Below are 17932 nucleotides of genomic sequence, written 5' to 3'. Positions count from 1 at the left end.
CATGCCATGACACGCAAGAAACTCGTGGTGATCGGCGCAGGGATGGCCTCGGGCCGCGCGCTCGAACACCTCTTCGACGCGGATCCCCACGGCTGGGACGTGACACTGTTCAACGCCGAGTCGCGCGGCAACTACAACCGTATCATGCTGTCGCCGGTCCTATCGGGTGAGAAATCCTACGAGGAGATCATCACTCATGACGAGACCTGGTACGCCGATCATGGCGTGACCTGCCGCTTCGGGGAAAAGGTGACCGCCATCGACCGGACCGCCAGGACCGTGACCGGAGAGAACGGCACGGTGGCCTATGACAAGCTGCTGATCGCCACGGGCTCCAATCCGTTCATCATTCCGCTGCCGGGCCATGACCTTGACGGGGTTATCGCCTATCGCGATCTCGAAGACACCAACCGGATGATCGAGGCCTCCGCAATCCCGGGTGCCCGCGCGGTAGTGATCGGTGGCGGCCTTCTGGGGCTGGAGGCCGCGGCGGGGCTGCGGATGCGCGGGATGGAAGTCACGGTGGTGCACCTGATGGGCCACCTGATGGACCGTCAGCTGGACCCGGCGGCGGGGTATCTGCTGCGCAAGGATCTTGAGCGGCGCGGTATCGACGTGCGCGTATCGTCCAACTCGAAGGAAATCCTGGGCGCAGACGGCAAGGTGAAGGCACTGGTGCTGGAGGACGGCACCGAGCTGCCCTGCGAGTTGCTTATTATGGCCGTCGGCATCCGCCCCAACACCGCGCTGGCCGCCGAGGCGGGGTTGGCCGTGGGGCGCGGCATTCATGTCGACGACCAGATGATCACCTCTGACGAGGACATCCTGTCGGTCGGCGAATGCATCGAACATGACGGCGCGGTTTTCGGGCTTGTCGCGCCGCTTTACGATCAGGCCAAGGTCGTGGCCGCAACGCTGATAGGGGACGACGCCGCTTTCACGCCCAAGGAATTGTCGACCAAGCTTAAGGTCACGGGTTGCGACCTTTTCAGCGCCGGGGATTTCGCCGAGGGCGAGAGGCGCGAAGACATCGTCTATCGCGACCCGGCGCGCGGTATCTACAAGCGGCTGGTCATCGAAGACGATCGGCTGATCGGCGCGGTGATGTACGGCGACACCGCCGACAGCAACTGGTTCTTCGGCCTCATCCAGTCGGGCGAGGACATCTCGGAGATGCGCGAGACGCTGATTTTCGGGCCCGCCTACCAGGGGGGGGCCGCATCGGACCCTCTCTCAGCCGTTGCAGCATTGCCGCGTGACGCGGAAATCTGTGGCTGCAACGGCATTTGCAAGGGCACCATCACCGACGCCATCGCGGGCGGCGCGACCGATCTGGGCGCGGTGCGCGCACAGACCAAGGCCAGCGCCTCCTGCGGGACCTGCACCGGGCTGGTCGAGCAGCTGTTGCAGGTCACGCTGGGCGACGACTTCCAGATGCCCGCGGCGCAGCCCATCTGCGGGTGCTGCGACCTGACGCATGAGGATGTGCGCCGCTTGATCAAGGGCCGGGAACTCAAGAGCCAGGAAGCCGTCTGGCAGGAACTGGGGTGGAAGACGCGCAACGGCTGTCACGTCTGCCGTCCGGCGGTCAATTTCTACCTGCTCGCCGACTGGCCGCTGGACTACCGCGACGACCCTCAAAGCCGTTTCGTCAACGAGCGCAAGCATGCCAATATCCAGAAAGACGGCACCTTCAGCGTCGTGCCGCGCATGTGGGGCGGCATCACCAATGCCGCCGAGCTGCGCGCCATTGCCGATGCCGCCGACAAGTACGATGTGCCCACCGTCAAGGTCACGGGCGGCCAGCGGATCGACCTTTTGGGCGTGAAGGGCGAGGATCTACCCTTCATCTGGGCCGATCTCAACAAGGCGGGGCTGGTTTCGGGCCATGCCTATTCAAAGGGGTTGCGCACGGTGAAAACCTGTGTCGGCACCGATCATTGCCGGTTCGGCACGCAGGACAGCACCGGCCTTGGCATCAAGCTGGAACAGATCCTCTGGGGGTCGTGGACCCCGCACAAGGTCAAGCTGGCAGTGTCTGGCTGCCCGCGCAACTGCGCCGAGGCCACCTGCAAGGACGTGGGGATTATCTGCGTCGACAGCGGCTATCAGGTGGGTGTCGCAGGCGCCGCCGGCATGGACGTGAAGGAAACCGAGCGTCTGGTCGATGTGGCGACCGAGGCCGAGGCCATCGAATGGACGACGGCTTTCATCCAGCTTTACCGGGAAAACGCAAAGTACCTGGACCGACCCTACAAGTGGGTCGCCAAGGTCGGGCTGGACTGGGTCAAAGAGACCCTGGCCAGTGCCGACGAGCGCGCCCGGCTGGTCGCGGCCTTCGAGCTTAGCCAGTCGATCTACCGCAAGGATCCCTGGGCGGACCATGCGCAACAGGCCGAGCGGTACCAGCCGCTGGCGGATCTGACGCTGGAGGCGGCGGAATGATACACCGGCTCTCGTTTCCGGCTGCCCGCCCCGGCCCCCGAGCCGGGGCCTCCCGCAAATGCCCGGACGCCGAGGTCCCGGGTCGAGCCCGGGACGCGGATCACGCAATTGCCACCCGAAAGGACGTATCATGAGCTGGATCGACATCTGTGCACTTGACGACATCCCCCCGCGCGGCGCGCGCAAGCTGAAGACGGCGCGGGGCTGTATCGCCGTGTTCCGTACCGCCGAGAACGAGGTGTTCGCCACGTCCAACACCTGTCCGCACAAGGCGGGGCCCCTGTCAGAGGGGATCGTTCACGGCCAGTCGGTCACCTGCCCGCTGCACAACTGGGTTTTCGACCTTGAGACCGGGCAGGCACAAGGCGAGGAAGGAAAGATCGCCACCTATCCACTGAAGGTTGAGGACGGTCGCGTGTTGATCGACGGCGCAGGCCTGAGCGCGCGGGACGCCGCGTGATGGATGGCGCCGGCCAGTCCTGGACCCGGTCCACCTGTCCCTACTGCGGCGTTGGCTGCGGCGTCCTGCTGCGACGTGATGGCGCCGGCGGGCTGGAGGTCAAGGGCGATAGCGCGCACCCGGCCAATCTGGGACGGCTTTGTTCCAAGGGCACGGCTCTGGCCGAAACGGTGGGGCTTGACCATCGCCTGCTGCGCCCCCGTGTGAATGGGCAGGACACAGGCTGGGACGACGTGCTGCAACTGATCGCGGATCGCTTCGGCGACACCATCGCGCGTCATGGGCCGGACAGCGTGGCCTTTTACGTCTCGGGACAGTTGCTGACCGAAGATTACTACGTCGCCAACAAGCTGATGAAGGGGTTCATCGGCTCGGCCAATATCGACACGAATTCCCGGCTTTGCATGGCGTCTTCGGTCGCCGGGCACAAGCGCGCCTTCGGCACCGATACCGTGCCCGGCACCTACGAAGATATCGACGAGGCTGACCTTGTCGTGCTGGTCGGCTCGAATCTCGCCTGGTGCCACCCCGTTCTCTATCAGCGCCTGCTGGCCGCCCGCAAAGCCCGGGGCACGAAGATCGTCGTCATCGACCCGCGCCGTACGGCCAGCTGCGACGGTGCGGACATGCACCTGGCGCTTCAGCCCGGCTCGGACGTCGCTCTGTTCAACCAGCTATTCACGGCGCTCTACGAGGGCGGCGCGCTCGACAAGGGTTTTCTTGCGAGGACCGAAGGTTTCGACGCGACGCTCGACGCCGCGCGCACCTCCGATCTCTCCGTCACCGGGCTGGACGCAGAGCAGGTCGCAGCGTTCTGCGATCTGTGGATGCGCACCGAGCGCGTGGTCACGATCTATTCGCAGGGCGTGAACCAATCGACATCCGGGTCCGACAAGGTCAATGCCATCCTCAACTGCCACTTGGCCACCGGGCGGATCGGCAAGCCGGGCTGCGGTCCGTTCTCGGTCACAGGCCAACCCAACGCGATGGGGGGGCGGGAGGTTGGCGGGTTGGCCAACATGCTGGCCTGTCACCTCGATATCGAGAATGCAGATCACCGGAGCGCTGTGCGCTGTTTCTGGGACGCGCCCCGCATGCCGAAAGCGCCGGGTCTCAAGGCCGTGGATATGTTCCGCGCAGTGGGCGAGGGACGGATCAAGGCGCTCTGGGTCATTCACACCAATCCTGCGGTGTCCATGCCAGAGGCCGATGCGGTGCGCGACGCCATCGCCGGTTGTGAGTTTACCGTTGTCAGCGATATCACCGAGCATACGGATACCGCGCGCCTGGCGCATGTGCTTCTGCCTGCCTCCGCCTGGGCCGAGAAGAACGGCACCGTCACCAACTCGGACCGCACCATCAGCCGCCAGCGCCGTGTCCTGCCCGCACCGGGCGAGGCCCGGCCGGACTGGCAGATCATCGCGCAGGTCGGCCAGCGGATGGGGTTCAGCCGCGCCTTCGACTACGCCAACCCGGCAGAGATTTTCCGCGAATATACCACGCTTTCGGGTATCGCCGGTCGGTCTGGCCGTGATTTCGACATCTCGGGCCTGTCCGACCTGAGCGACCGAGCCTATGACCGGCTGGAGCCGCAGCGTTGGCCGATTACGGCCACACGGCAGGGTGGAAGGTTTTTCAGCGACGGCGCGTTCTATCACCCGAATGGCAAAGCCCGCCTTCTTCCCGTGTCGTGGCGCCCGCCAGCAGCCAAAACCGGACCGCGCTTTCCCTTTCGCCTCAATACGGGCCGGGTGCGGGACCAGTGGCACACCATGACCCGCACCGCGCTCAGCCCGCGTCTGTCGGCCCATCTTGCCGAGCCGTTCCTCGAAATTCACCCGTCCGATGCCGCGCGCCTTGGCATCTCCGCCGCTGATCTCGTTACTGTCACAAGTCCCACGGGCAATGCCATCCTGCGGGCGCGGATCACCGATGCGGTCTCGCCGGGTCAGGTTTTCGCGCCAATGCACTGGACGGGCGAAACCGCGCCCTGCGCCCGGATCGATGCCCTTGTCGCTGCCGCCACGGACCCTGTTTCGGGGCAACCGGAAAGCAAGGCGAGCGTCGTTGCCGTCTCGCAATTTAACGCGGCATGGTACGGGTTCGCCGTTTCCGCCGCTCCCATGGTGCTTCAATGCGAGTACTGGGCGCAAAGCCGCGCCCAAGCGGGATATCGTGCAGAACTGGCCGGAGCGAACCCGGTGCAAAACTGGGAGGCCGAGGCGCGCCGCCTCTTCGCGGCACCCGACGCGGTCGCATCCATTATGACCGATGCGGCCCGCGGGATTGCCCGAGTCGTGCTGCATCAGGACCGCAAGATTGTCGGCGCTCTCTTTGTTGCGCCCACGCCTGTTGCGGTGATGCGCGATTATCTCGCGACGCTACCGGGGACCGAAGCGCTTGAGGCCCTGACAGGACGCCCGCCCGCCGATGTGCCCAATCCGGGGCCGGTGATCTGTTCGTGCTTCGGTGTCGGCGTCAACACGATCCTGGACGCGGTCGAGACCCAGGGTGCGCTCAGCGTCGAGGCTATCGGCGAAGTGCTTCGCGCCGGGACGAACTGTGGCTCCTGCCGTCCCGAGATCGCAGAGATTCTGCAAGGTCTGACCGCAAGGGAGGCCGCCGAATGACGCTCAAGGATCATGTCCGAATACTGGGGCGCGGCCCGGGCCGCGCGCGCAGCCTGACGCAGGACGAGGCGCGCGAGGCCATGTCGCTTTTGCTGTCTGGTGATGCCGCGCCGGAAGCGGTGGGTGCCCTGCTCATGCTCTTGCGCATGAAAGGGGAGACCGCGGAGGAAATCGCGGGTTTTGCCGAGGCGGCGGCCAGCTTGGTGCCTCACTTGCCACCTGTCGATCTCGACTGGCCAAGCTATGCCGCCGGGCGGACACGGGGCCAGCCCTGGTTCCTGCTGTCCGCGCGCCTTGTGGCGGATGCGGGGCACCGGGTCTTGCTGCATGGCTGGAACGGGCCGGACAGAAAGGTGCGTGACGGACTGGCAGAGGCGGGGATCGGTCTGGCGGAGGACCCGGAGGAGGCCGCCCGCCTGCTGGACCGTGATCGCATTGCCTACATGCCGCTGGAATCCCTTCATCCGGGCCTGTTTCGCCTTCTGAACCTGCGGGACGTCCTTGGCCTGCGCTCCTGCATCAATACCATTTGCCGGATACTCAACCCCGCCCGCGCAGGGGCCAGTGTTCAGGGCGTTTTTCACCCGTCCTACCGCCAGCTTCAGGCGGACGCCGCGATGCATCTCGGCTGGGAGGCATTGAGCGTCATCAAGGGGGCCGGTGGAGAATTCGAGAGCAATCCAGCCAAGGACATAACCGCTTTCGGGCTTCGGCAAGGTCGCCCCTGGCAGGAAACGCGGCCTGCCTTGCGCGACGAAACCCGCAAGCTCAATGCCGAAGGCGACCTTGCGTTGTGCGACCTCTGGCAGGGCCGCCGCCGCCCGCCTTTCGAGACCGACCTCGTTGTCACCACCACCGCCCTCGCCCTCGACACGCTTGGCCTTGCCAATGCCGCGCGCCATGCAGGCTTGCTCTGGCGAAACCGCGCCCGGCCGTGCGCCGCCTGAAAGGAGACCCCGATGAAGGCCTTTCCCATGTTCATACGCACCACAGGGCGCCGGATCGTCGTCGTCGGTGGCGGCGAGCAGGCGGCTCAAAAAGCGCGTCTGATGCTCAAGACAGATGCCAGCCTGGTTCTCGTTGCTGACTGCCTGGAAGATGAACTGTGCACGCTGGTCGACGAGGGCCGCGCCACGCATGAGACGCAGCTTTCGGCCTCTGTCTTCGAGGATGCGGCAATGGCGCTGATCGGAACGGGCTGTCCGGGGCTCGATGCGGTCGCCCATGCGCTGGCGAAAGCCGTGCGCTGCCCGGTCAACGTGGTCGACCAGCCCGACCTCTGTGACTTGACCACGCCGGCGATCGTTGATCGTGATCCGGTCGTCGTGGCCATCGGCAGCGAAGGCACGGCGCCGGTCCTGACCCGCGATATCAAGACCCGCCTGGAACAGATGCTGCCGCAAACGCTTGGCGGTTTGGCGGCGCTGGCAGGGCGCTTGCGCCCGGCGGTCGAACGGCAGGTGCCCCGTGCAAACCGACGGGCGCTCTGGGCCTGGGTCTTCAAGGGGGTGCCCCGCGGCGCCTGGACTCGTGGCGAAGAGCGCGAGACCGCGCGCGTGATCAAGTCCGCCATCGAAGCAGGTGGCGCGCCAGAGCGGGCCGGTTCCGGCCAGATCAGCCTCGTCGGCGCTGGCCCCGGGGCGCGCGACCTGCTTACGCTGCGCGCAGTGGAACGCCTCCAAGAGGCGGATATCATCTTTTACGATCGCCTCGTCGATGCAGACGTGCTCGAACTGGCCCGCCGCGACGCGGAACGGGTCTTCGTCGGCAAGCATGTGGGTGCCCATGCCTGGCCCCAGGAGCGGATCAACAAAGTGATCGTGGCGGCCGCCGCCAAGGGGCAACGCGTCGTCCGCCTGAAATCCGGTGACCCGGGCATCTTCGGCCGCGCAACCGAGGAAATCGAGGCCGCGCGCGCCTCCGGGATCCCCGTAGAGCTTGTGCCGGGCGTGACGGCGGCCTCTGCGGCCGGCGCGATGTTGTGCCAGAGCCTGACGGAAAGGAACGTCACCGACACCCTTGTCCTGACAACGGGGTCCGGCTGTGCCGACGATCCTCTGCCCGACAGCACGCGTCACTCAGGCCCGGGGACGACGACGGCTTTCTACATGGCGGTGCGTCATGCCGGACGCCTTGCCGACAACCTTATGGAAAAGGGGTTGCCAGCAGACTCTCCGGTCGACATCGCCTGCGACATCTCGAAGCCGGATCAGCGACATATCAGAACCACCATCGGGGCGATCGGTCAAACCCTGGACAGCAACAACGTGCATGGATGCGCCGTTCTGCTGGTAACCTGGCCAAAGCGGTATGCTGACTGCCAGAGGTCGTCGACAGGCGTGCGCTTGGTGACGAGAACGGCGGCGGCGCAGTCGAGCTTCCGTATCGTGTCGGTATAGATACACGCGACGTCCACGGCGTTGGGCGCAAGTCGTGCCACATTGTGCGCTGTCATGATCCGCGTGTTCTGGGTCCGCGGTGCCACTTGCGCAAGGCGTGAATTTCTTCAAGGTCCATCGCGCAGGCCTGCACCGGGTCATGCAATGCGACCGGCAGGTGCAAGGGGGCGAGCGGCACGTCGCGGCCGTAGCGGCTGGCCGACATCTGCCCCGCGTGGTTCAGTTCGGCCCCGGAAAAGCTGCCGAACTCGTGGATGCCGTCACACATCTGTGCCAGAACAGGCTTCCCGGGCCTTGAGCTTTCCACCGTAACGGTTCTGCGCCAAAACCGCGATGGGGGTGTCACGGCCCTCGAGCATGACGAAATAACGGCTTCGTTCCCCCAGGGCAGGCCGCGTTTTGCAGAACGCCGCGCGCGGCCTCGGATCCAAAGAGCCACCGACCGAACCAGCTTGCCGGGTGCCGGTTCGCATGCGACACTCGATTTCCGGGAAGTGTTCGGTCCGTGGTGGCGGGCTTGCCTTCACCGATTGGAGGACACTTGGGCAACCGTTCGACCTGGGGTGCTCCTGGATCAGGGTGTCGACTTCCGCGACTTCTCGATGTTGGACTATTGGGAAATGGATGAGGGCTATCCCAGCTATGTCGTGCGCAAGAGTCCGGGAGCGGTCCCACACGCTGTTCTTTGCAGGCGAAGCGGTCGCGGGCGCCTACGCCGTCCTGTGCAGCGGCGCATACTATGGCGAGCAGGCCCAGTCCGAGGCGGTCAACAAGGCGCTTGGGTCATGACCTCGCCCTCATGGAGAGATCGGCCTGTCCCGCCGTTGCCGCCAGAGGATCTGGTTTTGAGAACGGCAAGGCTGGAGCTTCGCCCGCTCACGCTGGAGGACGAGGATCTGGCGGTTGCGCTTTTCACCAATCCGGACGTGGTGAAGTACGTGTGTGACGTCTACAGCCCCGATGAAATACGAAATCATCTGCCTGTCGAAGTAAGACGCGCCGCTGGTGGCCGTATCGGGATATGGGCAGCAACCCTCGTGGATACAGGCGCCAAGATCGGAACCGGCGTCTTGCTGCCCCTTCCGATTGAAACCAACGATACGGATTGGTCGCAAATGATCAGCGATCGCTACCCGGACGCCGAAATCGAAGTGGGATACATGCTGTTGGCCGACTTCTGGGGGCAGGGGTTTGCAACCGAGATCTGCACGCGTCTTTTGCAATTCGCATTCGAACACACGGCACTGGACGAGATCAAGGCCGTCACCGACCTCGGCAACCTGGCGTCGCAGCGGGTTCTTCAGAAATGCGGTCTTTCTGCCGAAGGGGCACGGCGTGCTTATGCCGAGGATTGTGCCGGCTTCGGCATCACCCGACAGGCATGGGGCTCACGTCCCGGTCATTCGGATTCGTGAATGTTCGAGCGAAACGAACCAAGGTCTTTTTGTTGGTGAAGTGGTTTGACGCTAACGGTCAATTTGGCCGTGGAACAATGAATTTCTTGCAAAACCCTCAAGGCCGATGATTGCTCCGACGTGATCGGTCCTTGGTTGGCTTCCAAACTGCGCAAGCCATGCTTCAGTACAGACACGCCTTGTGGCCCTTCCGCTGCAAGCGCAAGCTAAAGCGTTTCGCGGGTAAGCGGTGATTCAGGTTTATCGCGAAAACGCTTTATATATCCCGCTGCGCAGAAGCTCTTCAAAAAAACCGCCGCGCTCTGCGCCCGAGGCCGGTGAGAAACCTTCGGATCGCCTCAAGTGATCAGTCCCGCTGCCTTTCTCGCGATGTCATCGACGTTCTCGCCACCGTTTTGCACGTAGTCGCAGAATTGGCGACGCATCCTCGGGTCCCAGAAATCCTGCAGGTGGTTCGCGACGCGCTCGGCATGGTCGTTGCCGGGCTGGGACTTGAAGAACGTGGCGATCTGGTTGGCCATCATGACCAGTTTGTCAGGCGACATCTGAAACCTCGTGGGAAATGCGGTGCGGGTTGGAATAGAGATCGAAACCGCCGCCGCGGGCAAAGGCGGCCAGCGTTATGCCTGCCGTGTCGGCGAGGCGCAGGGCATGGGCCGTGGGGGCGGAGACGGCGATCAGCGTGCCGCAGCCGGCCATGGCGCATTTCTGCACCAGCTCGACCGACAGGCGGCTGGTCATGACGAAAGCGCCCGAGGCCGGGTCACGCCCCGCACGCCACAACGCGCCGATCAGCTTGTCGAGCGCGTTGTGGCGGCCCACGTCCTCGCGCGCCATGACCACGCCCTGGCCCGGCCGAACGAAGCCCGCCGCATGGGTCGCGCGGGTGCGGCGGTGCAGGGGTTGGATATTGAACAGCGCGTCGGCGGCATGGGCGATGTCGTCACGGCTGAAACTTGCGCCGAGATGTGCCACGTTTGGCACGTCGCGCACCGCCTGTTCCAGCGAGTCGATGCCGCACAGCCCGCAGCCCACCGGCCCGGCCATGAACCGGCGGCGTGCCGCCAGCGCTTCGCGCCGGTCGGCGCGCAGCCAGAATCGGGCTTCGATGCCCCGGTCATGTTCCGCGATCTCGAAACCTTCGATCTGCGTGCGGTCGGTCACGATCCCCTCGGTCACGGCAAAGCCATGGGCGAAATCCTCGATATCGCCGGGCGTGGCCATCATCACCGCCTGGGTCGAGCCGTCGAAGACCAGCGCCACCGGCAGCTCTTCGGGAAGGGCGCGGCTGACCATGCGCGCGCCCTCTGCCTGAACGGACAGGCCCGAGCGGCTTTGGCAGGGAGAAAAACCCAAGGTCATCATTCCGCCGCCGGAAGGATGCGGCGGGCCTGCGCGGCCTGGGCCGCGTAGTCCTCCTGCCAGTCGGTCGGACCGTTGGAGGGGCTGACCTGCACCGCCGTCACCTTGAACTCGGGACAGTTGGTGGCCCAGTCCGAGAAATCCGTGGTGATGACATTGGCCTGCGTGTCGGGGTGGTGGAAAGTGGTATAGACCACGCCAGGGCTGACCCTGTCGGTGATCTTGGCCCGCAGCGCAGTCTCGCCCGAGCGGCTGGCCAGCTTGACCCAGTCGCCTTCGTTCACGCCCCGGTTCTCGGCGTCGTGGGGGTGAATTTCCAGTACGTCGGCCTCGTGCCAGATGGTGTTCTCCGTGCGCCGGGTCTGGGCGCCCACGTTATATTGCGACAGGATGCGCCCGGTTGTCAGCAACAGCGGGAAGCGCGGGCCGGTCCTTTCATCCGTCGCCACGTACTCGGTGATGATGAACTTGCCCTTGCCGCGCATGAAGCTGTCCACGTGCATCAGCGGCGTGCCCTCGGGGTGCTCCTCGTTGCAGGGCCATTGCACGCTGCCCCTGGTTTCCAGCAGGGCATAATCGACCCCGGCGAAAGAGGGCGTGGTGGCCGCGATTTCCTCCATGATGCGCGCGGGATGGCTATAGGCCCATTCCAGGCGCCCGGATTTCTTCAGCATCGCGTTGGCCAGCAGTTGCGTCACCTCCCAGTCGGCATGGCCGTTAAGTGGTTTCATCACCTCGCGCACCCGGTTGATACGGCGCTCGGCATTGGTGAAGGTGCCTTCCTTCTCCAGGAAGGTGGAGCCGGGCAGAAAGACATGCGCGTAGTTGGCCGTCTCGTTCAGGAAGAGGTCATGCACGATGACGCATTCCATCGCCGCAAGGCCCGCCGCGACATGCTTGGTGTCGGGATCCGATTGCAGGATGTCCTCGCCCTGGCAGTAGAGGCCCTTGAAGGTGCCGTCGACGGCGCAGTCCAGCATGTTGGGAATACGCAGGCCCGGCTCGGGGTCGATCTCGGTGCCCCAGAGCGCCTCGAACATCTCGCGCACGTCAGCGTTCTTGACGTGGCGATAGCCCGGCAGTTCGTGCGGGAACGAGCCCATGTCGCAGGCGCCCTGCACGTTGTTCTGGCCCCGCAGCGGGTTCACGCCCACGCCGCGCCGGCCAAGGTTGCCGGTCAGCATGGCGAGGTTGGCGATGCCCATGACGGTGGTCGAACCCTGGCTGTGCTCGGTCACGCCCAGGCCGTAGTAGATCGAGCCGTTGCCGCCCGTGGCATAAAGATGCGCCGCGGCGCGCAATTCTGCCGGGTCGACGCCGGTCAGCAGCGCGGTCGCCTCGGGGCTGTGGCGCGGGTCCGACACGAAGGCGGCGTATTCCTGGAATTCTTCCCAGTCGCAGCGGCTGCGGATGAAGTCCTCGTCCATCAACCTTTCGGTCACGATCACATGCGCCAGCGCCGTGACCACGGCAACATTGGTGCCGGGCCGCAAGGGCAGGTGATGCGCGGCCTCGATATGGGCCGACTTCACCAGGTCGATCCGGCGCGGGTCGATCACGATCAGCTTGGCCCCCTGGCGCAGGCGCTTTTTCATGCGGCTGGCAAAGACGGGGTGGCCGTCGGTCGGGTTGGCGCCGATGACGATGATCACGTCGGTGTCTTCGACGCTGTCGAAATCCTGGGTGCCGGCGGAGGTGCCGAAGGTCTGGCCCAACCCGTAGCCGGTGGGCGAGTGGCAGACTCGGGCGCAGGTATCGGTGTTGTTGTTGCCGAAGACCGAGCGCGCCAGTTTCTGTACCAGGTAGGTTTCCTCGTTGGTACAGCGGCTGGAGGTGATGACGCCGATGGATTTCTTGCCGTAGGTCTCTTGCAGCCCCAGCATCTTAGTTGCGGCAAAATCCAGCGCCTCGTCCCAGCTGACCTCGCGCCAGGGCTCGTCCACCCGGTCGCGGATCATCGGGTTCAGGATGCGGTCGCTGTGATGGGCATACCCATAGGCGAAGCGCCCCTTGACGCAGGAATGGCCCCGGTTCGCCTTACCGTGCTTGTAAGGCACCATGCGGACCAGCTCGTCACCCTGCATCTCGGCCTTGAAGGAACAGCCGACGCCGCAATAGGCGCAGGTGGTCACGACCGAGCGGTCCGGCGTGCCCATCTCGATCACCGATTTTTCCTGCAGCGTCGCGGTGGGGCAGGCCTGCACGCAGGCGCCACAGCTGACGCAGTCCGAGGCAAGGAAATCGTCCTCGGCGGTGCCCGCGCTGACACGCGACTCGAATCCGCGCCCCTCGATCGTCAGGGCAAAGGTGCCTTGCACCTCTTCGCAAGCGCGCACACAGCGGTTGCAGACGATGCACTTGCTGGGGTCGTAGCTGAAATAGGGGTTGGAGGTGTCCGCGGGGATGTATTCGGGATTGCCCTTGTCGCCTTCCGGGGCACGGGCTCGGATGTCGCCCTGCGCCAGCGTGCCGCCCTTGGCGTCGTAATGGTTGCGCCCGGCCTCGTAGCGCTGGTCGCGCAGGCCCACGGCACCGGCCATGTCCTGCAACTCACAATCGCCATTGGCCGAGCAGGTCAGGCAATCGAGCGGGTGGTCGGAGATATAAAGCTCCATCACCCCGGTGCGGATCTTGCGCACTTTCTTCGACTGCGTGTGCACGGCCATGCCGGGGGCGACGGGCGTGGTGCAGGAGGCGGGCGTGCCGCGCCGGCCTTCGATCTCCACCACGCAGAGGCGGCAGGAGCCGAACGCGTCAAGGCTGTCGGTGGCGCAAAGCTTGGGCACCTGGATGCCCGCCTCGGCCGCCGCGCGCATCACGCTGGTGCCTTCGGGCACGGTCACCTCGAAGCCGTCGATGGTCAGGGTCACGGGCTCGCCCGTCTTGGCGGGGGTGCCCATGTCGCGGTCGTCGGGAATGATCAGGTCTTTCATTCTGCGGCCTCCTTGGCGGTCGAGAATTCGTCGGGGAAGTGGGTGAGCGCGGACATGACCGGGTAGGGCGTGAAGCCGCCCAGCGCACAAAGCGATCCGTCGGTCATCGTCTCGCACAGGTCGGTGAGGATGGTCACGGCGTCGGCATCGCCGCGTGCGATGCGGTCGATGGTTTCCACCCCGCGCACTGCACCGATCCGGCAGGGGGTGCACTTGCCGCAGCTTTCCACGGCGCAGAATTCCATTGCGAAGCGCGCCATGCCCAGCATGTCGGCTGTATCGTCGAAGACCACGAGCCCGGCATGGCCGATGAGCCCGCCCTCGGCGCCGAATTCCTCGTATCCCATCGGCGCGTCGAATTTCGACCGCGGCATGTAGGCCCCCAGAGGCCCGCCGACCTGCACCGCCTTGAACGGGCGGCCGGTGGCGGTGCCGCCGGCAAGATCGTCGATCACCTCGCCCAGGGTCACGCCGAAGCCGGTCTCGAACAGGCCGCCGCGCGCCACGTTGCCCGCGATCTGAAGCGTGATGGTGCCGCGCGATTTGCCGATCCCGAAGCTGGCGTGATGCTCGGCGCCTTTCTCGAAGATCACCGGCACGGTGGCCAGGCTGATGACGTTGTTGACCACGGTGGGCCGGCCCAGGAACCCTTCGAGCGCCGGAAGCGGCGGCTTGGCGCGGACGACGCCGCGCTTGCCTTCGAGCGAGTTCAGCAGCGAGGTTTCCTCGCCGCAGACATAGGCGCCTGCGCCCTTGCGGATTTCCATGTCGAATTTGTGTGGCGACCCGAGGATATTCTCGCCAAGGACGCCTTCGGCACGGGCGATCTCGACCGCGCGGGTCATCACCGCGATGGCATCGGGATACTCGGACCGCAGGTAGACATACCCCTTGGTGGCCCCGACTCCCAGTCCGGCGATTGCCATGCCCTCGATCAGCGTAAAGGGGTCGCCCTCCATGATCATGCGGTCGGCGAAGGTGCCGCTGTCGCCCTCGTCGGCATTGCAGACGATGTATTTCTGTGGCGCCTCGGCGTCATGCACGGTCTGCCACTTGATCCCGGTCGGAAATCCCGCGCCACCGCGGCCGCGCAGGCCGGAGGTCTTGACCTCGTCCACGATCTGCTGGCCTGTCATCGAAAGGGCGCGTTTAAGCCCGGCAATGCCGCCATGCGCCTCGTAGTCGTCCAGCGACAGCGGGTCGATCACACCGACGCGGGCAAAGGTCAGCCGGGTCTGGCGCTTCATCCAGTCGAGGTCGTCCACCGGGCCAACCGCCTTGGCGCTGCTGCCATCGAGGATGGCTTCCGCGTCGTCCGGCGTTGCGGGGCCAAAGCCGTGGCGAACCCCGTCGATTTCGACCTCGACAAGCGGTTCCAGCCAGATCATGCCACGGGTGCCGGTGCGAATGATCTGCGCCTCGGGTGCGGCCTGTTTCAGGGCCGCGACCACCGCGTCAGCGCCAAGCGCCTTGGCGGCACTGTCCATGGGAACATAGATCTTCATGCGCCCGCCTCCGCCAGCAGTGCATCCATGCGGCTGCGGTCCACCTTGCCTACACAATGGTCGTCCAGCATCGCGGCCGGACCGCAGGCGCAGAGGCCAAGGCAATAGACCGGCTCGACCGTGACCGCGCCGTTGATCGTGGTGCCGTGCCAGTCCAGCCCCAGCTTTGCCAGCGTCTCTTCGGCCAGCGCGTTGCCGCCCATCGCCTGGCAGGCCTCGGCGCGGCAGATCTTCAGAACATGCTTGCCGGCAGGGGCTTCGCGAAAATCGTGGTAGAAGCTGATGACACCGTGCAACTCGGCCTTGGTGATGTTGAGCCGATCCGCGATCATCTGCATGGCGGGCCGGGGAATGTGCCCGAAGTTCTCCTGCAACGCGTGCAGTATCGGCAGCAACGGACCTTCCAGATCGGCATTGGCGTCGATAAGCGCGGCGATCTCGTCTTCGGTGGGTGTGGGGGCGGCTGATTGCATGGGCTAACCTCCTGCGTCCAATTGCGCCAAGCAGACAGAAGGTGCGGGCCGACGACAATATCGCAGATCGGTCGACCGATAGGGATAGGCTATCAATCCGCTTTCGACAGCTTCCTCGCGGTCCGCAAAAGGGCATCCAGAACAGGGGTATGGGGCTCTCGGTACGGGGCCACGAGGCCGACCGCGTGAGACGGCTCGCGGCCCGTCAGCGGCACGACGGTCAGCGGCTTTCCGGCCACGAGGAAGCGCGCCAGCTCCTCGGGCAGCACGGTCAGGTAGCCGCCGGATTCGACATTCGCCACCAGGACGATCGTCGAATTGGATTCGATACAGGTTTCCGGCGAGACATTGGCCGCAGAGAAATTCCGGTTGATGATGCGGCGGTTCTGCATGTCCGGCGTCAGCAGGCACAGCTTTTCGCCCGACAGCTCCTCCCACGCCACGTCATGCCGGTTCGCAAAGGGGGAATCGTTCGTGCACACGAGCATGTACCGCTCTTCGTACAACGGTTCGGTGCTGACCCGCCCCATCGGTTCGTTGTCGAGATAGGAAATGCCTGCATCCACCTCGAGGTTGTCGAGCATCGACATGATCTCGATCGACGTGCGCGACAGTATGGTGAAGTGAACCTTCGGATGCCTGGCATTGAAGCGCTGACACAGCCGCGCCGCCACCGTCAGGGCCGTCGGAATGACGGCGATGCGCAACTGCCCCGACAAGCCATCGCGCTTGACCCGCATTTCCTCGCGCAACTGCCGCGTGTCCCCGACGATCTTCCTGGCCCAGTCCAGCGCAGTCTGGCCTTCCGGCGTCAGCCCGCCAAAGCGCGATCCGCGAAAGATCAGTTGCACGCCAAGCTGATCCTCCAGCGTCTTGATCCCGTTCGACAGGGTCGGCTGGGTGATGCCCAGACCGGCGGCCGCACGACCGAAATGGCCTTCCCTGGCGACGGCGATGAACATTTCCAGCTTGTCAATCATTTGGGTAATGCCAATCGAAACAGGCTGTCCTGATAGATTTCTTGAATGATTGGTCCTTTTCCGGACGCGGCTTTCGCGAAACCGAGGCCCGACACAGTGGCTTCGTCATTCCGGTTCTTCCGCTTTTCGGCCCGACAGGTGGGCAAGAACGGCTTTCCGAACCACCTCGGCAAGCGTGCCGAGGATCAGCCCGATTAGCGGATTGCCCAGAAACGTCGCAAGCGCGGTGACCGCGATGACGGGTCTGCACGACGGCCTGGCGTCGAATAGTCGGCGATTGGCGGCAAGCTCGACCGCGGCGACCAGCAACAAGGCCCCCAGCGTTGCGGATGGGATCGCTAGCAACGCCGTGTGCCGCAGGTATTGCGGAAGCAGCGCCACCAGCAGCAGCGCGGCCCCCAGCATCACCGGCGCGCCGCCGCTGCGCGCGCCGAAACGGTGATGCGCCGCGACACCCCCGGCGCCGTGGCACATCGGAAGCGCTCCGAACGGGGACAAGGCCAGGTTGGCGACACCCGAGGTCAGGCACAGACGCTTCGGCGTCACCCGTGCGGCGCGCGCGCCATAGCTGTCCCGGGCCACGATCGCGGTCAGGATCACCGCGTTGGTCAGGGTCAGGGCAAGCTGCGGCAGGGCGAGGTCGGTAATGGCGATGCGCATGTCTTCAAGGCTTGGAACCGGCGCCAGCCAGCCCGCAGCCGCAACGCCAGCCAGATCAGGCAGGGCCTCGTGACCGACGAAGTGGCCCGCCGCCACGCCGAAACCGAGCGTCATCAGGGCCGCGTGTGTTCCCAGCCGCAACGCCGCAGCGGCAAGCCCCAGCGACAGCAGCCCGATGAGCGGCTGCCCGGCCATTAGCCCAAGCGATATCCAGGCCAGTCCCAGGCCCAGTCCCAACTGAAGCCCGGTCAGCACCGATTGCGGCACCAGGCGCGCGATCCTATCTATGACGCCCGTTCCTCCCAGCAAAAGCAGCGCCAGGCCGATCAGCATTCCGCTGAGCGCGATGGAGGCCGGCGAGATCTCGGCCACCAGCGCCACGGCGACGATGGCCTTCATCGGCTGGACCGGGACCGGCAGCCGGTAGATCAGGCCGGTCGCGATGTAGAAGAGGCCGAAGCCCAGCAGCACCTGCGTCGCCGACAGACCCACAATGGCAATGGCCCCGATGGTCAGCGGCAGCAGCGTGCCGAGATCCCCCAGGGCCCCGTTCACTTCGCGCAGGTCAAAGCGAAGCCGGTCTGACGGGTGCCGCCTCATCGCAACTGCTCCCGATGCTGACGACGCCGCGAAACCCGCGTGGGGTTGCTGAGATCGGACTTGTGCTTCA

15 protein-coding genes are annotated in these 17932 nt (G+C 65.1%); 7 read left to right on the top strand and 8 right to left on the bottom strand.

Annotation, left to right across the window (positions count from 1 at the left end):
- Positions 1-6 precede the first annotated feature (6 nt).
- The 5 genes from nirB to cysG all read left to right on the top strand — a co-directional run bounded on the left by nirB (position 7) and on the right by cysG (position 7934).
- Complete coding sequence (nirB, locus tag KUV49_RS03785) at positions 7-2445, top strand: nitrite reductase large subunit NirB (protein WP_222451684.1); 2439 nt, start codon at positions 7-9, stop codon at positions 2443-2445.
- 130 nt (positions 2446-2575) lie between these two features.
- Positions 2576-2905, top strand: coding sequence for a nitrite reductase small subunit NirD (gene nirD, locus KUV49_RS03780; RefSeq protein WP_222451683.1), 330 nt, complete (start codon positions 2576-2578; stop codon positions 2903-2905).
- Positions 2905-5535 carry a nitrate reductase gene (locus KUV49_RS03775; protein WP_222451682.1) on the top strand — a complete coding sequence of 877 codons (2631 nt, stop codon included), beginning with the start codon at positions 2905-2907 and terminating at the stop codon, positions 5533-5535. Before nirD ends, KUV49_RS03775 begins: the two co-directional genes overlap by 1 nt.
- Positions 5532-6482, top strand: a complete 951-nt coding sequence (locus KUV49_RS03770) for a glycosyl transferase family protein (protein ID WP_222451681.1) — start codon at positions 5532-5534, stop codon at positions 6480-6482. The genes KUV49_RS03775 and KUV49_RS03770 overlap by 4 nt, the downstream gene beginning before the upstream one ends.
- Positions 6483-6494: 12 nt before the next feature.
- The gene (cysG, locus tag KUV49_RS03765; protein WP_222451680.1) at positions 6495-7934 is read left to right on the top strand and encodes a siroheme synthase CysG; all 1440 of its coding nucleotides are present in this window, start codon (positions 6495-6497) and stop codon (positions 7932-7934) included.
- 52 nt (positions 7935-7986) lie between these two features.
- Here cysG and KUV49_RS03760 read toward each other — a convergent pair whose 3' ends face one another.
- On the bottom strand, positions 7987-8202 hold the full coding sequence (locus KUV49_RS03760) for a hypothetical protein (protein WP_222451679.1): 216 nt from the start codon (positions 8200-8202) through the stop codon (positions 7987-7989).
- A 374-nt stretch (positions 8203-8576) separates the two neighbouring features.
- On the opposite strand from KUV49_RS03760, the gene KUV49_RS03755 reads away from it, so the two are divergent.
- Complete coding sequence (locus KUV49_RS03755; RefSeq protein ID WP_222451678.1) at positions 8577-8723, top strand: hypothetical protein; 147 nt, start codon at positions 8577-8579, stop codon at positions 8721-8723.
- A complete protein-coding gene (locus KUV49_RS03750) occupies positions 8720-9349 on the top strand; it encodes a GNAT family N-acetyltransferase (protein WP_222451677.1) in 630 nt (209 codons plus the stop codon). The genes KUV49_RS03755 and KUV49_RS03750 overlap by 4 nt, the downstream gene beginning before the upstream one ends.
- A 338-nt stretch (positions 9350-9687) precedes the next feature.
- On the opposite strand, the gene KUV49_RS03745 is transcribed toward KUV49_RS03750, so the two are convergent.
- The 7 genes from KUV49_RS03745 to KUV49_RS03715 form a co-directional block, all read right to left on the bottom strand.
- Complete coding sequence (locus KUV49_RS03745) at positions 9688-9894, bottom strand: formate dehydrogenase subunit delta (RefSeq protein ID WP_152490706.1); 207 nt, start codon at positions 9892-9894, stop codon at positions 9688-9690.
- Positions 9884-10714, bottom strand: a complete 831-nt coding sequence (fdhD, locus tag KUV49_RS03740; protein ID WP_222451676.1) for a formate dehydrogenase accessory sulfurtransferase FdhD — start codon at positions 10712-10714, stop codon at positions 9884-9886. The genes KUV49_RS03745 and fdhD overlap by 11 nt, the downstream gene beginning before the upstream one ends.
- Positions 10711-13644: a formate dehydrogenase subunit alpha gene (fdhF, locus tag KUV49_RS03735; RefSeq protein ID WP_222451675.1), complete on the bottom strand. Its 2934-nt coding sequence runs from the start codon at positions 13642-13644 to the stop codon at positions 10711-10713. The genes fdhD and fdhF overlap by 4 nt, the downstream gene beginning before the upstream one ends.
- Positions 13641-15149: a formate dehydrogenase beta subunit gene (locus tag KUV49_RS03730; protein ID WP_222451674.1), complete on the bottom strand. Its 1509-nt coding sequence runs from the start codon at positions 15147-15149 to the stop codon at positions 13641-13643. Before KUV49_RS03730 ends, fdhF begins: the two co-directional genes overlap by 4 nt.
- Positions 15146-15622: a formate dehydrogenase subunit gamma gene (locus tag KUV49_RS03725; protein ID WP_222451673.1), complete on the bottom strand. Its 477-nt coding sequence runs from the start codon at positions 15620-15622 to the stop codon at positions 15146-15148. The genes KUV49_RS03730 and KUV49_RS03725 overlap by 4 nt, the downstream gene beginning before the upstream one ends.
- Before the next feature lie 92 nt (positions 15623-15714).
- Positions 15715-16602: a LysR family transcriptional regulator gene (locus KUV49_RS03720; protein WP_222451672.1), complete on the bottom strand. Its 888-nt coding sequence runs from the start codon at positions 16600-16602 to the stop codon at positions 15715-15717.
- Positions 16603-16707: 105 nt separating this feature from the next.
- Positions 16708-17862 carry a putative sulfate/molybdate transporter gene (locus tag KUV49_RS03715; protein ID WP_222451671.1) on the bottom strand — a complete coding sequence of 385 codons (1155 nt, stop codon included), beginning with the start codon at positions 17860-17862 and terminating at the stop codon, positions 16708-16710.
- Positions 17863-17932 lie beyond the last annotated feature (70 nt).

The sequence above is a fragment of the Roseovarius atlanticus genome (assembly GCF_019802205.1).
Taxonomy (GTDB): Bacteria; Pseudomonadota; Alphaproteobacteria; order Rhodobacterales; family Rhodobacteraceae; genus Roseovarius; species Roseovarius atlanticus_A.
The sequence above is the reverse complement of the archived record's forward strand: the minus strand, read 5'-3'. Positions and strand labels throughout refer to the sequence as shown.

Coding starts and splice junctions, on each gene's coding strand:
- KUV49_RS03725 (WP_222451673.1), bottom strand. CDS start 15,622: ATGCAATCAGCCGCCCCCACACCCACCGAAGACGAGATCGCCGCGCTT.
- KUV49_RS03720 (WP_222451672.1), bottom strand. CDS start 16,602: ATGATTGACAAGCTGGAAATGTTCATCGCCGTCGCCAGGGAAGGCCAT.
- KUV49_RS03770 (WP_222451681.1), top strand. CDS start 5,532: ATGACGCTCAAGGATCATGTCCGAATACTGGGGCGCGGCCCGGGCCGC.
- KUV49_RS03730 (WP_222451674.1), bottom strand. CDS start 15,149: ATGAAGATCTATGTTCCCATGGACAGTGCCGCCAAGGCGCTTGGCGCT.
- fdhF (WP_222451675.1), bottom strand. CDS start 13,644: ATGAAAGACCTGATCATTCCCGACGACCGCGACATGGGCACCCCCGCC.
- KUV49_RS03745 (WP_152490706.1), bottom strand. CDS start 9,894: ATGTCGCCTGACAAACTGGTCATGATGGCCAACCAGATCGCCACGTTC.
- cysG (WP_222451680.1), top strand. CDS start 6,495: ATGAAGGCCTTTCCCATGTTCATACGCACCACAGGGCGCCGGATCGTC.
- KUV49_RS03775 (WP_222451682.1), top strand. CDS start 2,905: ATGGATGGCGCCGGCCAGTCCTGGACCCGGTCCACCTGTCCCTACTGC.
- nirB (WP_222451684.1), top strand. CDS start 7: ATGACACGCAAGAAACTCGTGGTGATCGGCGCAGGGATGGCCTCGGGC.
- KUV49_RS03755 (WP_222451678.1), top strand. CDS start 8,577: ATGTCGTGCGCAAGAGTCCGGGAGCGGTCCCACACGCTGTTCTTTGCA.
- fdhD (WP_222451676.1), bottom strand. CDS start 10,714: ATGATGACCTTGGGTTTTTCTCCCTGCCAAAGCCGCTCGGGCCTGTCC.
- KUV49_RS03760 (WP_222451679.1), bottom strand. CDS start 8,202: ATGTGTGACGGCATCCACGAGTTCGGCAGCTTTTCCGGGGCCGAACTG.
- KUV49_RS03750 (WP_222451677.1), top strand. CDS start 8,720: ATGACCTCGCCCTCATGGAGAGATCGGCCTGTCCCGCCGTTGCCGCCA.
- KUV49_RS03715 (WP_222451671.1), bottom strand. CDS start 17,862: ATGAGGCGGCACCCGTCAGACCGGCTTCGCTTTGACCTGCGCGAAGTG.
- nirD (WP_222451683.1), top strand. CDS start 2,576: ATGAGCTGGATCGACATCTGTGCACTTGACGACATCCCCCCGCGCGGC.